The sequence below is a fragment of the Thermostichus sp. MS-CIW-38 genome (assembly GCF_054058415.1).
Genome location: NZ_JBSSAH010000017.1, coordinates 12,279 through 27,096, shown reverse-complemented (window position 1 = coordinate 27,096; position 14,818 = coordinate 12,279). Strand labels below are relative to the sequence as shown.

Below are 14,818 nucleotides of genomic sequence, written 5' to 3'. Positions count from 1 at the left end.
TCGCATCTGCAAAACCCTAAACCCGGCCATGGAGACCTTCCTCGCAAAGCCGTGGCAGCCCGGCGAGAGACCTTAGTTTAAGGTCTGTTTCCTAAGCTCAATTCGTGAACTGGATTGAACGATACCTCAAAAGATCCCCGGCAGGCCAGGGAGATTTGGTCTAGGGTGAACCTTCTGGAAAGCTTTGTTTTCTCTTAACTTCTAATGTTTGCAGTGAACTTTTGAGATGGCTTTGCAGGCTACTCCTCCCCCTTGAGAGCCTTTTGGGGATCCGAACTGCAACAAGTGTCAGGCAAAACGCTCAATAACCAAGCCGACACAAGGTCGTCCGCCCACCCAATACGTCGATTCATCGGCCAGGTTGTGGCTTGGCTCTAGATGCCAACCCAAGGGATTGGGTTCTAGCTCCAGCGCCCGCACGATTTCCTCTGGGCTTAGTCCTGTGCAGAGTTGGATGTGTTGCAACTTGGGGAAAGGCTTTTCCACAAGGCTAAGCTCTTCAGCAGCTTTAAGGATGGAGCCCAGGTGCAACAAACAGGTGTTCATGGCTTTGCTCCCAAATCAAGATAGGTTATGAAGAGATGAGCTTCCCTTACTTTGAGTGTCCCTCATTACAGGTTAAAAATTGGGTAAATAGACTACATTTTAGAAGGCTCTTGGCAAATTTAAGATTGTTTTCTTATTCGGTTCTTGGGTAGACATCAAGGCGCAACGGGGATCCATGTAAACCCAGATGGGTTTAGCTAAATGAGCAGGAAGGGAAAGTTGGCCACTGGGTAGGAGTAGGATCCACTCAGGGTGATGTTGGATAACCTGGAGATAGGTACCTGGAGTGAGACCCATTTGCTGCAATTGGGCGCAAGCAGCTTCGGATCCGCGCAGTTGGTAGATGCGACCTTCTTCTCCAACCTTCATGAGTTGGAGAGGAGATATGGTTATTGAGATCTTAGGGACGGTGGGCGGTGCCAACATATAGGGATCCCTAATTCTAGAAAAAAATAGAAAAAAGGCTGCTTAAGCCTATCGGCGAGCAACTGGAGAGCAGCCGTCTATCAAACCAAGTAAGCTTCCTGGTGAGTGCGAATCGTACAATTGGAGCGAGGTTTAGCCACGCAGAGCAGCACAAATCCTTTGGCTATTTGCTCCTCATCCAGAAAGGTTTGCTCCGATTGATCGACTTCTCCTTCTACCACTTTGGCCACGCAAGAGGAACAACTACCGGAGCGGCAGGAAGAGGGCAAATCCACATCTTGATCCTCAGCCGCTTCTAGGATGGTCGAATCTTCATCTACTGAGATATAGGTGTCGAGCCGTCGTTTTGGGTTAACCAAGTGAACTGTGTAGGTAGCCATGATGGAGTCTCCAGAGAGCTGACGAGGGGTAAACAAGAGATCTTAGGCAGGGATCCCAGGGCTGCATTCGCCCCGCTCTCCCGAAGAGCTGCAGCCGGCACAGCCGCCAACGGGATCCGGACAACCATAGTCTTGAAAGACTCGGAAGAGCTTCTCCTGCTGCGGGGTAGAAGTGAGAAAGGTTTGATACGCTTTTTCCAGCGCTTGCCGGGCTTGCTCCAGCCATTCTTCTTCGCTGCCCTGGAAGTGCTCCAGAGGAGCCAGATACTGAGCAAATTTGCGTAAGATATGCAAGCGATTTACATTGACCACCCGCGGATCGTAGGGGAGCTCGAAAAAAGCGAAATAATCCTCGGCATTGACTAGGGCTTGGAAGTCTTTCCAACGGCGGTTGTGGTTCCAACTCATCGGCAGGTCTCCAGGGTTTTCAAGCGTTGTCTGAGGGTGTGCAGCCGGGCAAACAGGGCATAGGTGCGGGCTGCCAAGTCGGGGAGTCGCTCGAACCCGTCGGGTAGCCCCTCGGCCAGATCGTGCAGATCCATTTTCAGTTGGCCTGCTTTGCTGTTTAGGCGCTTGATCTCGCTGCGGAGCTGGTCGGCAGAGAGGTGTTCAAAGGGCTCGAAATCCAGGCCGTTCACAACATTCTCAACGTCACTCTCATTCAACATGGGCAAGGCACTCCTGATGGCTAAAGAAATTGCTGCACAGACAAAAGGGGAGGCAGGCGGCTACAGCCGGCCCACCTCGGGGTAGGTTCGGGCCAGTTGGATCCCTTTGTCGATAAGGGCAGTGGCTTTTTCGCTGAGCTGTTCGAGGGAGTCAAAGCCAAAGCGATGGGCGTCTCGCAGGGTGTTGACCACCAACAACAACCGCCCTGAGAAGACCAGCACCCAACCAAAGCCTTCGCTGTTGAGATCCAGCACCACCTGAGCCAGGAGGCCCGTCTCCTTTTCGATCAGGGCGGCAATGGCGCGGTAGTAGATGAGGATGCGGCTCCGCACTGCCGGATCCACCTCCCCTTCCAGGGATATTTGGCGCTTCTGGGCTTTGGTGACGACAAAGGGCTTGAGCAGCAACTCATCACTCCAGGCGCGGTAGGTGCCGTAGGGATCCGCCGCCCGCAGCTGGCGGACGATCTCCTGCAGGATGGGGCTGGTCGAGGGGGAAAGAGGGGTAACCGTCATGGCTAAACCTCCGCAGGGGAAGTAGAGGGATTTGGGGCTTCGGCTTTGCGGGCGCGCTCGGCCAAGAGCACTTTGCGCAGCCAGGGGGGAGGATTGTGCAGGGTGGTTACCAGGCGCTGCAACAAGCTCTCGATGGATTCTTCTTCCGACTGCACTTTGATGGGGGTGATGCGGCGGTTGATCAGGCGGGCGGCGGCACTGCTGCCAATGGCAGCCACGTAGATGAGGGTGACATCGGCCAAAGCCTGCAGCTTGGGCACCAGCTTGTCCTCGTTGCCATCTGCCTCCAAGTTGCCCCCAAAGGTGAGGGTCTTACAAAATCGGTAGCCTTCGGGGGTGACTTCGTAGAGGTCGATCTGGTTGGCCCAGCCAAAGTGGGCATTGACGTGCTTGCCGTCGCGGGTTGTAAAGGCCACTTGCATGAGGGTTCTCCTTAGAAACGTGAACTTGAGGGTTTGGGGGAGCTAGGGGCACTTGGGCTGCCCTTCGAAGCTCTGGATCCCTTAGAATCCCTGCCTAGAAACCTGGGGTGGGCTGGGGTGACGGGCTTCCTCCTGCTCCATCAGCAGGTTGCCGACGGCAAACAGTTGGGATAGGGTGCCGCGATAGCCCACCTGACAGATGTGGTTGGCCCCCAGCCGGTCGAAGATAGGGATCCCCATTCGATGCACTGGGATCCCCAGCCGCTTGCCCAGGCGCGCCACGTGGGAGTTGCCCACCAGCAGGTCAGCCCCGGGTGCTAGCTCCTCCAGATCCCCCAGATCTCCCACCCGCACTGCCTCAATGGGAAGGGTGCTCAAGTGGGGATCCGGTGTGGGACTGATGGCCGCCTGGATCTGACAGCCCATATCCAGCAGCCAGTCCACCCACCCCCAGAGCAGATCGGCTTCTAGGGCCAAGGCAATCCGCTGGTTGCCGAAGAAAAAGTGGCAATCCAGGAGGGCATCCTGGACTTGGCTGCGCTGGCGGCGGTAGCGAGAGGGCACCGGCTGCTGGCTGTGATCGGCCAAGGTTGCCAAAAAGGGATCCACAGCCTTGAGACCGGTCAGGTGGGGGAAAACCCGATAGGGGGTGCCAAAGCGCTGGGCCAGGATCTGAGCGGCAGGGCGCATGCTCTCGCCGACAGCTATGGTGAGGCCGGAACGCCCGAGCTGGCGCAATTGCTCAAGGGTGGTGCCGCCGTCTGGGGTCGCCCTAAAGCCGGTGCCCAAGTGTCCGTCCAGGGAACCCGCCGGATCCGGCACCAGGATCGGCTCTAGGCCAAAAGCCTCCGCCATTTCTTTGATCTCCTGGGCGTCGGCAGGGGTGAGGGCAGGCCCGCACAGCACCGTTACCTGGGCAGGGCGGACGGATCCCGACGGCGATTCCGGCAGGGTGCTGACCAAGCTGTTGACGGCGATGGCATAGCCGTCTTGCAGGGATCCCTTAAAGTCAGGCGTGGAGGCCAAGACGATGGGCAGATCCTGCAATTGCGGCTGGCGTCGGCGCAGCTCCCGCAGGATGCGCGGCATATCGTCCCCGCGGGTTTCCGTGAGGCCGGTGGTCAGAAGACCAATCAGCTCCGGCTGGGCCTTCTCCACCAAGGTGAGGATGGCAGCTTCGACATTCTCCTCCCCCCCCAAGATGGTGTCCACTTCGGACATGGCAGTGGTGGACATGGGAATGGCCTCGCGGAAATGGCGTACCAGCAGCGCTTTGGCAAAGGCCGTGCAGCCCTGGGAACCGTGGAAGAGGGGCAGACAGCCCTTGATCCCCAGAAAGGCCAGGGCCGCCCCCAGCGGAGCGCTGAGTTTGAGGGGGTTGACGCTGAGGGGCTTGCGTTCTTGAATCAACTGGGCCATCCTCCCACCTCCTTTGCTGCTGAGGTCTCCCAGGGGGCAGGCCGTCGCAACTGCTCCCAAATGGGACTGTGGAGGGCAGCATCGATTTCCCGCGCCAAGTTCACCAGGCCGCGATAGCCGGCATAGGCATGGTGCCGCTCCTGGTTGATGTCCAGAAAGGGGATGCGGGCCTTGAGGGCGGTGTACTGGTTGCGTCCGCCGGCGATGAGCAAGTCCGCCTTCGTGCGCTCCACCACCTTGAGCAGCTCTTGCGGGCTGCCCTTGTCCAAGAGAATGCCATCCTGGCCAAGCAGCTCGCGGATGCGGGCTTTGTCTTCTTCGGTGCTTTTGCGGGTGCTGGTGGCCGTTACCTGCATCCCCAGATCTCGAGCGGCGGAGATGATCGACCAACTTTTCACCCCGCCGGTATAAAGGACAACTCGTTTGCCCGCCAGCCGCTGCCGGTAGGGGGCCAAAGCCGCCTCGGTGGCGCGAGTTTCCCGCTCGATGAGGGCCTCGGTACGCTCCTGCAGTTGCGGATCCTTCAGCCCTTGGGCAATGGCCCGTAGGCAGTGGTTCATCTCCTGCAGCCCGTAAAAGGAAGCCTCAATGTAGGGGATCCCATAGCGCTCCTGCATCTTGCGGCCCACATTGAGCAAGGCTTTAGCGCAGATGAGAACGTTCAGCTTGGCCCGGTGGGCGGTACAGATCTCGTGGTAGCGGCCATCGCCGGTGATCTTGGCCAAGATGCGGATCCCCAGCTCGTCAAACAGAGGCAAGACATCCCACAGCTCGCCGGCAATGTTGTACTCGCCGATGAGGTTAATGTCGCGGGGAGTGGTGTACTCCGGGGAGGCGGTGCCGATCACATAGTCCAGCAGGGCTTCTCCGGCCAGACGGTTGCCTAGGTTTTTGCTGCCCACAAAGCCGGGCGCATTCACCGGAATGACCGGGATCCCAAGCTGTCGGCTGGCCCGCTGACACACGGCCTCCACATCGTCGCCAATGAGGGCAGTTACACAAGTGAGATAGACAAAAATGGCGGCAGGCTGGTATTTGGCCTGCAAGTCAAGGATGGCCTGGAACAGCTTTTCCTCCCCCCCGAAGATGATCTCGTTCTCGCTCAGATCGGTGGTGAAGCCCACCCGATAAAGCTGGGGGCCAGAAGAGAGGCTGCCCCGCGTCCCCCAAGAGTTGCCGCTGCAGGCGATTGGCCCATGTACTAGATGGGCGGCATCGGCGATCGGCACCAGGGCAATCGAAGCCCCATCAAAGGCACAGCCTCCCTGCGCTCCTCCGGGCTTGGCCTGCTCGGCACAGACCTTGTTTTTGCCTTTGCCGTCTTTCTTGTGGTTGTGCTCGCAGGCGGTCTCGTTGAGCAGCTCCGCCACTTTGGTTCGGCTGATCAAGGGCATGATGGGATCTCCTGAGAAGAGGGGGGCTGGGGTTGAGCCGCAGCTTCGGCCAGATAAGCCGCCGCCCGTAGCCGCAGGGCGATGATCTCCTCGTAGAGGGGGTTGATGCGACAGAGGGCCGGAATGTGGACGGTGCGGGATCCCAGCCGGATATCCCGCTCAAAGGGACAGGAAGCCGGGATCAAACGACAAATCCAACGGGCCTGCCGGGATCCCCGAATTTCAATGCTGTTGAGCCAGCGGCGCGGCCACTTCAGGGCGGATCTGAAAATTGAGTTCAAAACCAGGCCGAGCCATCCCAAAGGGTTGCCGACTCTGGGAAAGGGAAGAGAAGGGTAGGGATAAGTCATGGCTTAAACCTCCGAATGGGTAGAATTGGTAACAAGAGGAGGGGGAGCACACCATTCAAAAATCTGCTCCAGTTGCTCCAAGGAAATCAGCCCGTAATGCCAAAGAATCATGGGCAAAGGGCCCTGTTCACACCCATGCCGTTTCAGGGCGAAGGTGAGGGCGGATTCCGGGATCCCAAGCTCAACTTGCAAAAACTGCAGCAGCGGCGCCCGATCGGGGGTAAGCATGGCAGAGTCTCCCAAAACGAGGGGTGGGCGTAGATGGGCAAGCTAGGATGGGGACAAGCCCAAAACCAAGCTGTCGGCAGCCAGAAAGTGGGCCAGGTGAAAGGCCCGTTCTTCCGTCCGCAGCAAAATCTGCTCGTAGAGGTGACGGGTGGCGCGATCCCCAACACTTTCCGCCAGAGCCGCCTGGCGACGCAGCAGATCGATTAGGCTTTGCTCGGCCCGCAAATCCGCTTCCAGCATGGGCCGCACAGCCAACGCATCGTCCCCTTCTGGGCTGAAGCAGCACAGCTCCGCCAGCTTGGCAAAGCTGGAGGCCGGGATCCCACCTAGGCCGTTCAGGCGCTCCCCCACCTCATGGGCGTGGTTCTGAACTTCCTGTAGACTTTCGTTGAAAAATTGGTGAATTGAGTAGAACTCTGCTCCTTCGACAACCAGATGGTGCTTCAGATACTGCAAATACAGCCCCTGAAGACTGGCCCAAGCCAGGTTGAGGCCCTCGCAGATGGGAACCGTGATCTCCCGTCCCAGGTGAACGGGGTTGTCTCGGACTTGTTGGAAGGAGCGAGTTGAGGGGGATGGAGTGGTCATTGGCGCTACCAAAACGAGGTGAACAGGAGAAGCAAGAAGGCAAACGGCAGAGGTTCAGGGGTGGTCATCCCCTCCTGCAGATCTCTCAGGGGGATCCCAGGTTTGGAGAGACCAGCAGCGATCCAACCAACTCAGCCAGCCAGAGCGGTCAAGGGCGAAAAGGCGGAGCACACTGTGGACGAGGAGGGCTTCGGTGGGGGTGCGAATCATCACCCACAGTTGGCCGGTCGGGGTACAGCCACAGGTCAAATCCAGCTCCTGCAGACGGTAGAGAATCCGCCAGCGATCGCAACGGGGCACCTGCAGCACTTCAGCCGTTTTCGGTGGGGGAGAAACAAGGGGGGACATAAGCTCACCGGTTGGGAAGCAGGAGGGAGTCTCAGCAGAGGGCAGAACCGTTGGGTTTCTGTTCCCCCGCTTATATCCCCCGCTTATAGCAAGCGGCTGCAGGGGCTCAGGCTTGGCAGCGGGCGATCAGGATTGATTGAGTTATTGCCGATGTACTCAAACCCTGGAAGCTTGGCCCAGAGGGCAAAAAAAGTTTTTCTGAGGGCAGGGGGTTGAGTCTTTTGCCCGCAGGGATCCGGTATTTTTGGGGAAGGGTATGGGTATTTGAGCGAGTACATCCCCCCTGTCACAACAAGAAAGTCCGACGGCCTGCCGCCGCAATAGTCTTCACTTCCTTGGCGAGGACTTTGCCCCAGGGGGATCTTTCCTCAAACTCAAACGGCTATTTTCAATACACTTTTGGGCTGATACGATATTAAATCGTAGCAATTGATGCAAAACGCAGCCGAGGCTGCGGCGCTTGAGTGCATCTGAGCAGATTTTTAGTATTTCCTAAGCATTGCCCCAAGCCCTTGTCGAATCAGGGATTCCGGGGATCCTCCCCACAGCCGGATCCCCCGCCCCTTTGGGTCAAAATACGGCATCCCCGGCCTTGAAAAACCAGACCCTTGACCCCTAAAAAAAGTTGGATTTGGCCTGCCATCAGGCTTTGCAGGTCTTGAGTACAAAGCCAATAAACTCGATCAGTTCTACCGGGCTGAGTGCAACGGAGCGGGCAGAGGGCGGTTGATATAACCGCCAGTAACGTTCTATCCCCTGGTTGACCCCACTATGCCGCCCCTTTCAACTCCGCCCCGCCAGGGATCCCCTTCCCCATCGGCCTGCGCTTGCAGCAGCAGCCCCCGCCAGGCTCTCCCCCCTCATCTGCAGCAACGCATCGCCACCCATCCCTGCTACAGCGAAGCAGCTCACCATCACTACGCCCGCATGCACGTGGCGGTAGCCCCCGCCTGCAACATCCAGTGCAACTACTGCAACCGCAAGTTCGACTGTGCCAACGAGAGCCGGCCCGGTGTGGTCAGCGAGCTGCTTACCCCGGCGGAAGCCGCCCACAAAGTGCTGGTGATTGCCGGCAAGATCCCGCAACTGACGGTGGTGGGCATTGCTGGGCCTGGGGATCCCTTGGCCAACCCCAAGCAAACCTTCGAGACCTTTGCCCGCATTGCCGAGAAAGCTCCGGATCTCAAGCTCTGCCTTTCCACCAACGGCCTGATGTTGCCGGACTACATCGACGAGATCAAACGGCTGAACATTGACCACGTCACCCTGACCATCAACATGGTGGATCCGGAGATCGGAGCCAGGATCTACCCCTGGATCCGCTGGCGACGCAAGCGCATTCGAGGGGTGGAGGCAGCCCGCATCCTGCACGAACGGCAGATGGAAAGCCTGGATCTGCTGCGGGAGGCAGACATCCTCTGCAAAGTCAACTCCGTTCTCATTCCCGGCATCAACGACACCCACCTCTTGGAAGTGAACCGGGTGATCCAGGAGAAAGGGGCTTTCTTGCACAACATCATGCCCCTGATCTCGGCGCCTGAACACGGCACCTACTTCGGCCTCATCGGCCAGCGGGGCCCCACCCCTCAGGAATTGAAAGCCCTGCAAGATCGGTGCTCCGGCAACATGCGGATGATGCGCCACTGTCGCCAGTGTCGGGCGGACGCGGTGGGCCTTCTGGGGGAAGACCGCAGCCAAGAGTTTACCAAGGAGCGCTTTATGCAGATGACCCCCGAATACGACCCCGAAAAACGCCGCCAGGTCCAGGCAAGCATTGCCCAACTGCAAGCTCAGCAGCAGTCAACCCCAACCCACTGGACAGCTGACCTGCCTCCCGACAGCCCCTCCATCCTGGTGGCCGTGGCCAGCAAAGGCGGTGGCTTGGTCAATCGCCACTTCGGCCATGCACGGGAGTTTTTGATCTACGAGGTCAACGCCCGTGGGGCGCAGTTTGTCGGCCACCGCAAGGTTCCGCAGTACTGCCACGGGGGATCCGGGGAGGACAACAACCTAGAGCAAATCCTGGATCTCATCCGGGATTGCCGAGCCGTGCTGGTCTCCAAGATCGGCGATTGCCCCATGAAGCGTATTCGCGAGGCCGGCATCGAAGTGGTGGAAGACTACGACCTCATTGAAACGGTGGCCCTCAAGTTTTACCGCACCTGGTTGGTCAACCAGACCTTGGACAGCAAATCTTCCCGATCTTGAGACCTCATCTTTTGGAGACGCGGCCATGGCTACTGTAACTGCTCTCACCAAAGGCGGACTGCCCTGGATCCCACAGTTTATCGAAAGCCTGGATATCAGCCGCTGCCTCGGCTGTAGCCGTTGCCTCAAAGTCTGTGGCCGGGGTGTGTTCGCCCTCAGAGCCCTCAACGAAGACGGCGAGTTTGTCGACAACGAAGAGGAAGAAGAAAGTGAGCGCAAAGTGATGACCATCCTCAACGCTGCCCTCTGCATCGGCTGTCAGGCTTGCGCCCGCATTTGCCCAAAGCAGTGCCATTCCCACGCTCCGCAAGCCGTTTAACTTTGCCCAACCCCTATCTTGTACCGGAGCCTGTATGAACCCTGTGATCTACCTGGACAACAACGCCACCACCGCCGTGGATCCCCTGGTTCTGGAGGCGATGCTGCCCTATTTGCAGACCTTCTACGGCAACCCCTCCTCGATGCACAGTTTTGGCGGCCAGGTGGGGCGTGCCCTTAACCAAGCCCGCGAACAGGTGGCAGCCCTTCTGGGAGCCGACCCGACGGAGATCGTCTTCACCAGTGGCGGCACCGAAGGCAACACCACGGCCATTTATGCAGCCTTGGCAGCCCAACCCCAGAAGCGCCACATCATCACCACGCAGGTAGAGCACGCCTCGGTGCTCAACGTCTGCAAGCACCTGGAAAAACAAGGCTACCGCGTCACCTACCTCTCGGTGGATGAGCAAGGCTGCCTGGACTTGCTGGAGTTGGAAGCAGCCCTGACCGGCGATACTGCCCTGGTGAGCTGCATGGCCGCCAACAACGAGACGGGCGTGCTTTTCCCCATCGAGGCGGTGGGATCCCTGGCTCGCAGCTATGGGGCTGTTGTCCATGTGGACGCAGTACAGGCGGTGGGCAAGATCCCTCTCGATCTGCAGCGCCTGCCGGTGGATCTCCTCACCCTTTCCGGGCACAAGCTGCATGCCCCCAAGGGGATCGGCGCCCTCTATGTGCGGCGGGGCTTTCGCTTCCGTTCTCTGTTGCTGGGAGGACATCAAGAGCGGGGCCGCCGCGCCGGGACGGAAAATGTGCCGGGCATCATCGCCCTGGGCAAAGCGGCTGAGCTGGCCCAAGCCCACCTGGGGGATCCCCATGAGCGGCTGCTGCGGGATCGCTTGGAGCAGGGCTTGCTACAGCGGATCCCGGATGTCCAGGTTAACGGCCACCCCACTCAGCGGCTGCCCAACACCACCAACTTGGGCTTCAAGTTCGTGGAAGGGGAAGCGATCCTCTTCTGGCTGAACAAATACGGCATCTGCGCCTCCTCCGGCTCCGCCTGCACTTCCGGATCCCTGGAGCCCTCCCATGTGCTGCGGGCCATGGGCCTGCCCTACACCGTTTTGCACGGCTCAATCCGCTTCAGCCTCTCTCGCTTTACCCAGCCGGCAGAGGTGGAGCGGGTGCTGGAGGTTTTGCCGGGGATCATTGAGCATTTGCGGGCCATCTCCCCCTTCAGCCACGAGGCGGAAGACTGGCTGCAACAGCAGGAACGGGAACTGGCTCGCCGCTGACCCCCCTCAAACTCATCTTCCCTCGACCGTTAGCATCCTCAACTCAGGATCCAGCCATGTGGGACTACAGCGAAAAAGTTTTGGAACTCTTCTACCACCCCAAAAACCAAGGGGCGATGGATCCCAGCTCCGAGCCTGGTGTTCGGGTGGTGGTGGGAGAAGTGGGCAGCATCACCTGTGGCGATGCCCTGCGGCTCTACTTAAAGGTGGACGAGGCCAGCGAGCGCATCTTGGCTGCCAGCTTCCAAACCTTCGGCTGCACCAGCGCCATTGCCTCTTCCTCGGCCCTGACGGAGCTGATCACCGGCCTCACTCTGGATGAAGCCCTGCGGATCGACAACCGCCAGATCGCCGATTACCTGGGCGGCTTGCCCCCCGCCAAGATGCACTGCTCGGTGATGGGGCAAGAGGCTCTGGAGGCAGCCATCTACAGCTATCGCGGCCTTCCCCTACCTGACCATACGGATGATGACAGCGCCTTGGTCTGCTCCTGCTTTGGCGTCAGCGAGCAAAAGATCCGCCGCCTGATCCGGGAAAACCGCCTCACCTCCGCTGAGGAAGTAACAGCCTACAGCAAAGCGGGTGGTGGCTGTGGTTCCTGCCTGGCCCAGATTGAAGACCTGATTGCCGCCGTTCTGGCCGAGACCGACACGATCCCTTCAGAAGATTCAAGAAATTCAAAAGGGAACTCCCAAAACCAGACAGAGCCCTCTCCTGCTGCTCCCCCTCCTGTCTCGGCAACAGCGACACCCCCTCCCCTCACCACCTTGCAAAAGATCGCCCGCATTCAGGCCGTCCTGGAGGAGGAAGTTCGCCCGCTGCTGTTGGCCGATGGCGGCGATGTGGAGCTGTACGACCTGGAAGGGGATCAGGTGTGGGTACGCCTCAAGGGATCCTGCACCACCTGCCCCAGCCAGCAAAACACCCTGCGGTTGCTCATCGAAACCCGCCTGCAAGAACAGGTGTGGCCCACCTTAACCGTGCATGCCCTCTAGTTGCCCATTCTCGATAAGCCTGAGAGCCCTATGATCTGCCCCACTGTTACTCCCCGTCGCTTCCCCCATCTCCTGCCTCGATTCGGGAGAGCCCCACCGTTCAACCGGTTTGCTTTTGGATTCCAAGGGATCCAAGGCTGCCTCCCCGCGAGCTGAAATCCTTTGCAGTAAGGATCCCGTCTCGCTAATGCGACCAGTTGCGCCCATTGGCAAGAGATTTCTAACCCTTAAGTCGCCCTCAAGTTTTTCCTCAAGTCTTCATTAGGAGAACTGAACCATGAGACAAATTGCATTCTACGGCAAAGGCGGTATCGGCAAATCCACCACCTGTCAGAATACCGTTGCTGGTATGGCCGAATTGGGACAGCGGATCATGATCGTCGGCTGCGACCCGAAGGCCGATTCCACCCGCCTCATGTTGCACTGCAAAGCCCAGACCACCGTCCTTCACCTGGCGGCTGAGCGGGGATCCGTAGAAGACGTGGAGCTGGAAGAAGTGGTGCTCACCGGCTACCGAGGGGTGCGCTGCGTGGAATCCGGTGGCCCCGAGCCTGGTGTTGGCTGTGCCGGACGAGGCATCATCACTGCCATCAATTTCTTGGAAGAAAACGGTGCCTACGAGGATCTGGACTTTGTCTGCTACGACGTGCTGGGGGACGTGGTCTGCGGCGGTTTTGCCATGCCCATTCGGGAGGGCAAGGCCCAAGAGATCTACATTGTTTGCTCCGGCGAAATGATGGCCATGTATGCGGCCAACAACATCGCCCGCGGCGTGCTGAAATACGCCTACTCTGGCGGCGTGCGCTTGGGTGGCTTGATCTGCAACAGCCGCAAAGTGGATCGCGAGATCGAGCTGATCGAAGCTCTGGCCGAAAAGCTCAACACCAAAATGCTGCATTTCATCCCCCGCGACAACGTGGTTCAGCACGCGGAATTGCGCCGCATGACGGTGATCGAGTACTCCCCCAACTGCAACCAAGCTGACGAGTACCGCGCCCTGGCCAAAAAAATCATCAACAACACGGATCTGAGGATCCCCACCCCCATCTCTATGGATGAGCTGGAGCAGTTGTTGATAGAGTTCGGCGTTTTGGACGACGACCAGAAAATCGCCCACCTCATCGGCAAAACCGAAAAAGAGCTGGCCCCTGTCTGATCCCCGAAAAGACGGGCTGGGGGTAGCTGGTTTCCTCCCTCAGCCCCCCTTCGCACTGTGGCTTTTATCCATGACACCCAATAGCTGAGGTTCTCATGACTACTCTGAAAAGTACCCTCAAAGAGGAAACCCGGAAAATCGTAACGGAGGTTCTGGAAACCTACCCCGAAAAAGCTCAGAAAAAGAGAGCTAAGCACCTCAACATCTATGACGAGGGCAAAGCAGATTGCGGAGTAAAATCTAACATTAAATCCATCCCCGGCGTCATGACCACCCGCGGCTGTGCTTACGCCGGTTCCAAAGGAGTGGTGTGGGGGCCGGTCAAAGACATGATCCACCTCAGCCACGGCCCCGTGGGCTGCGGCTACTACTCCTGGTCGGGACGGCGCAATTACTACGTGGGAATCACCGGGGTGAACACCTTCGGCACCATGCAGTTCACCTCTGATTTCCAGGAGCGGGATGTGGTGTTTGGGGGGGACAAAAAACTGGCCAAACTCTTGGTAGAAGCCAGCGAACTCTTCCCCTTGGCCAAAGGCATTACCATCCAATCCGAATGCCCCGTTGGCCTAATTGGGGATGACATCGAGGCGGTGGCTAAAAAAGCGGCCAAAGAGATTGGCAAAGCGGTGGTGCCGGTGCGCTGCGAGGGCTTTCGGGGGGTTTCCCAGTCCCTGGGCCACCACATTGCTAACGATACAGTGCGGGACTGGGTTCTGCCCATTGCCGACAAGAAAGCCAAGGAGGGATCCCTCAACTTTGAGCCCGGCCCTTATGATGTGGCCCTGATTGGGGACTACAACATCGGCGGCGACGCCTGGTCTTCCCGGATTTTGCTGGAAGAGATGGGCCTGCGGGTAGTGACCCAGTTTTCCGGCGATGGCACCTGGAACGAGATGTTGCTTGCCCCCCGGGTAAAGCTGAATCTCATCCACTGCTACCGATCCATGAACTACATCTGCCGCCACATGGAGGAAACCTACGGGATCCCCTGGCTGGAGTTCAATTTCTTTGGCCCCACCCAAATTGCCAAGTCGCTGCGGGCCATCGCCCAGCGGTTCGACGAGACCATTCAGGCCAAGGCGGAGCAGGTGATCGCCAAGTACCAGCCCCAGAGCGAGGCTGTCATTGCCAAGTATCGTCCCCGCCTCGAGGGCAAACGGGTGATGCTGATGGTGGGCGGACTGCGGCCCCGCCACGTCATCCCGGCCTTCCGGGAGCTGGGCATGGAGGTGATTGCCACCGGCTACGAATTCGGCCACGGCGACGACTACAAGCGCACCACCCAGTACATCGACGATGGCACCCTCATCTACGATGACGTGTCCGGCTACGAGTTTGAAGAATTTGCCAAGAGGTTGAAGCCAGATCTCATCGCCTCCGGCATCAAGGAGAAGTACGTCTTTCAAAAGATGGCTTTGCCCTTCCGCCAGATGCACTCTTGGGACTACTCCGGCCCCTACCACGGCTACGACGGCTTTGCCGTGTTCGCCCGCGATATGGATCTGGCCTTGAATAGCCCCACCTGGGATCTGGTCAAAGCCCCCTGGAAGTCTTAGCTTGCCGCCGGGATCCCAGACGCCAACGGCCCTTCCTTCCCCTGCCCCTCATTAGGAGACCG

Annotated in this window: 19 protein-coding genes; 6 read left to right on the top strand and 13 right to left on the bottom strand. The window is 58.8% G+C overall.

The genetic code is table 11. The annotated features are described in order from the left end of the window. Positions 1 to 288 precede the first annotated feature (288 nt). The 13 genes from ACVWXZ_RS07705 to ACVWXZ_RS07645 all read right to left on the bottom strand — a co-directional run bounded on the left by ACVWXZ_RS07705 (position 289) and on the right by ACVWXZ_RS07645 (position 7,285). Complete coding sequence (locus ACVWXZ_RS07705) at positions 289 to 546, bottom strand: hypothetical protein (protein ID WP_011432066.1); 258 nt, start codon at positions 544 to 546, stop codon at positions 289 to 291. 99 nt (positions 547 to 645) lie between these two features. Continuing rightward, entirely contained in the window at positions 646 to 915 is a 270-nt protein-coding gene (locus ACVWXZ_RS07700) for a ferrous iron transport protein A (protein ID WP_457482358.1), read from the bottom strand. Positions 916 to 1,052: 137 nt separating this feature from the next. Further along, a complete protein-coding gene (locus tag ACVWXZ_RS07695; RefSeq protein WP_099813376.1) occupies positions 1,053 to 1,352 on the bottom strand; it encodes a 2Fe-2S iron-sulfur cluster-binding protein in 300 nt (99 codons plus the stop codon). A gap of 42 nt (positions 1,353 to 1,394) precedes the next feature. Beyond that, the gene (gene nifW / locus ACVWXZ_RS07690; protein ID WP_011432069.1) at positions 1,395 to 1,760 is read right to left on the bottom strand and encodes a nitrogenase-stabilizing/protective protein NifW; all 366 of its coding nucleotides are present in this window, start codon (positions 1,758 to 1,760) and stop codon (positions 1,395 to 1,397) included. Continuing rightward, complete coding sequence (locus ACVWXZ_RS07685; RefSeq protein ID WP_011430665.1) at positions 1,757 to 2,020, bottom strand: CCE_0567 family metalloprotein; 264 nt, start codon at positions 2,018 to 2,020, stop codon at positions 1,757 to 1,759. Before ACVWXZ_RS07685 ends, nifW begins: the two co-directional genes overlap by 4 nt. A gap of 60 nt (positions 2,021 to 2,080) precedes the next feature. Next, entirely contained in the window at positions 2,081 to 2,536 is a 456-nt protein-coding gene (locus tag ACVWXZ_RS07680) for a NifX-associated nitrogen fixation protein (protein ID WP_457482350.1), read from the bottom strand. A gap of 2 nt (positions 2,537 to 2,538) precedes the next feature. Continuing rightward, positions 2,539 to 2,958, bottom strand: a complete 420-nt coding sequence (gene nifX / locus ACVWXZ_RS07675) for a nitrogen fixation protein NifX (protein WP_414342057.1) — start codon at positions 2,956 to 2,958, stop codon at positions 2,539 to 2,541. 81 nt (positions 2,959 to 3,039) lie between these two features. Beyond that, positions 3,040 to 4,377: a nitrogenase iron-molybdenum cofactor biosynthesis protein NifN gene (nifN, locus tag ACVWXZ_RS07670; protein ID WP_457465726.1), complete on the bottom strand. Its 1,338-nt coding sequence runs from the start codon at positions 4,375 to 4,377 to the stop codon at positions 3,040 to 3,042. Beyond that, the gene (nifE, locus tag ACVWXZ_RS07665) at positions 4,365 to 5,771 is read right to left on the bottom strand and encodes a nitrogenase iron-molybdenum cofactor biosynthesis protein NifE (protein ID WP_099835865.1); all 1,407 of its coding nucleotides are present in this window, start codon (positions 5,769 to 5,771) and stop codon (positions 4,365 to 4,367) included. Before nifE ends, nifN begins: the two co-directional genes overlap by 13 nt. Next, on the bottom strand, positions 5,762 to 6,121 hold the full coding sequence (locus ACVWXZ_RS07660; RefSeq protein WP_011430660.1) for a Mo-dependent nitrogenase C-terminal domain-containing protein: 360 nt from the start codon (positions 6,119 to 6,121) through the stop codon (positions 5,762 to 5,764). The genes nifE and ACVWXZ_RS07660 overlap by 10 nt, the downstream gene beginning before the upstream one ends. Positions 6,122 to 6,124: 3 nt before the next feature. Continuing rightward, entirely contained in the window at positions 6,125 to 6,349 is a 225-nt protein-coding gene (locus ACVWXZ_RS07655) for a DUF2949 domain-containing protein (RefSeq protein WP_011430659.1), read from the bottom strand. A 42-nt stretch (positions 6,350 to 6,391) separates the two neighbouring features. After that, positions 6,392 to 6,937: a ferritin-like domain-containing protein gene (locus ACVWXZ_RS07650; RefSeq protein WP_011432075.1), complete on the bottom strand. Its 546-nt coding sequence runs from the start codon at positions 6,935 to 6,937 to the stop codon at positions 6,392 to 6,394. Between the two features lie 54 nt (positions 6,938 to 6,991). Further along, positions 6,992 to 7,285: an Asr1405/Asl0597 family protein gene (locus tag ACVWXZ_RS07645; RefSeq protein WP_414416372.1), complete on the bottom strand. Its 294-nt coding sequence runs from the start codon at positions 7,283 to 7,285 to the stop codon at positions 6,992 to 6,994. 771 nt (positions 7,286 to 8,056) lie between these two features. On the opposite strand from ACVWXZ_RS07645, the gene nifB reads away from it, so the two are divergent. The 6 genes from nifB to nifD all read left to right on the top strand — a co-directional run bounded on the left by nifB (position 8,057) and on the right by nifD (position 14,756). Beyond that, a complete protein-coding gene (gene nifB, locus ACVWXZ_RS07640; protein ID WP_457403728.1) occupies positions 8,057 to 9,493 on the top strand; it encodes a nitrogenase cofactor biosynthesis protein NifB in 1,437 nt (478 codons plus the stop codon). Between the two features lie 25 nt (positions 9,494 to 9,518). Then, positions 9,519 to 9,812: a ferredoxin III, nif-specific gene (gene fdxB / locus ACVWXZ_RS07635; protein ID WP_011432079.1), complete on the top strand. Its 294-nt coding sequence runs from the start codon at positions 9,519 to 9,521 to the stop codon at positions 9,810 to 9,812. Positions 9,813 to 9,846: 34 nt separating this feature from the next. Next, positions 9,847 to 11,046, top strand: coding sequence for a cysteine desulfurase NifS (nifS, locus tag ACVWXZ_RS07630; RefSeq protein WP_041436140.1), 1,200 nt, complete (start codon positions 9,847 to 9,849; stop codon positions 11,044 to 11,046). A gap of 56 nt (positions 11,047 to 11,102) precedes the next feature. After that, positions 11,103 to 12,041 (top strand): Fe-S cluster assembly protein NifU, encoded by a 939-nt coding sequence (gene nifU / locus ACVWXZ_RS07625; RefSeq protein WP_011432081.1) that lies wholly within the window; start codon positions 11,103 to 11,105, stop codon positions 12,039 to 12,041. 277 nt (positions 12,042 to 12,318) lie between these two features. After that, on the top strand, positions 12,319 to 13,197 hold the full coding sequence (nifH, locus tag ACVWXZ_RS07620) for a nitrogenase iron protein (protein WP_414355674.1): 879 nt from the start codon (positions 12,319 to 12,321) through the stop codon (positions 13,195 to 13,197). A gap of 95 nt (positions 13,198 to 13,292) precedes the next feature. Continuing rightward, complete coding sequence (gene nifD / locus ACVWXZ_RS07615; RefSeq protein WP_457482349.1) at positions 13,293 to 14,756, top strand: nitrogenase molybdenum-iron protein alpha chain; 1,464 nt, start codon at positions 13,293 to 13,295, stop codon at positions 14,754 to 14,756. Positions 14,757 to 14,818 lie beyond the last annotated feature (62 nt).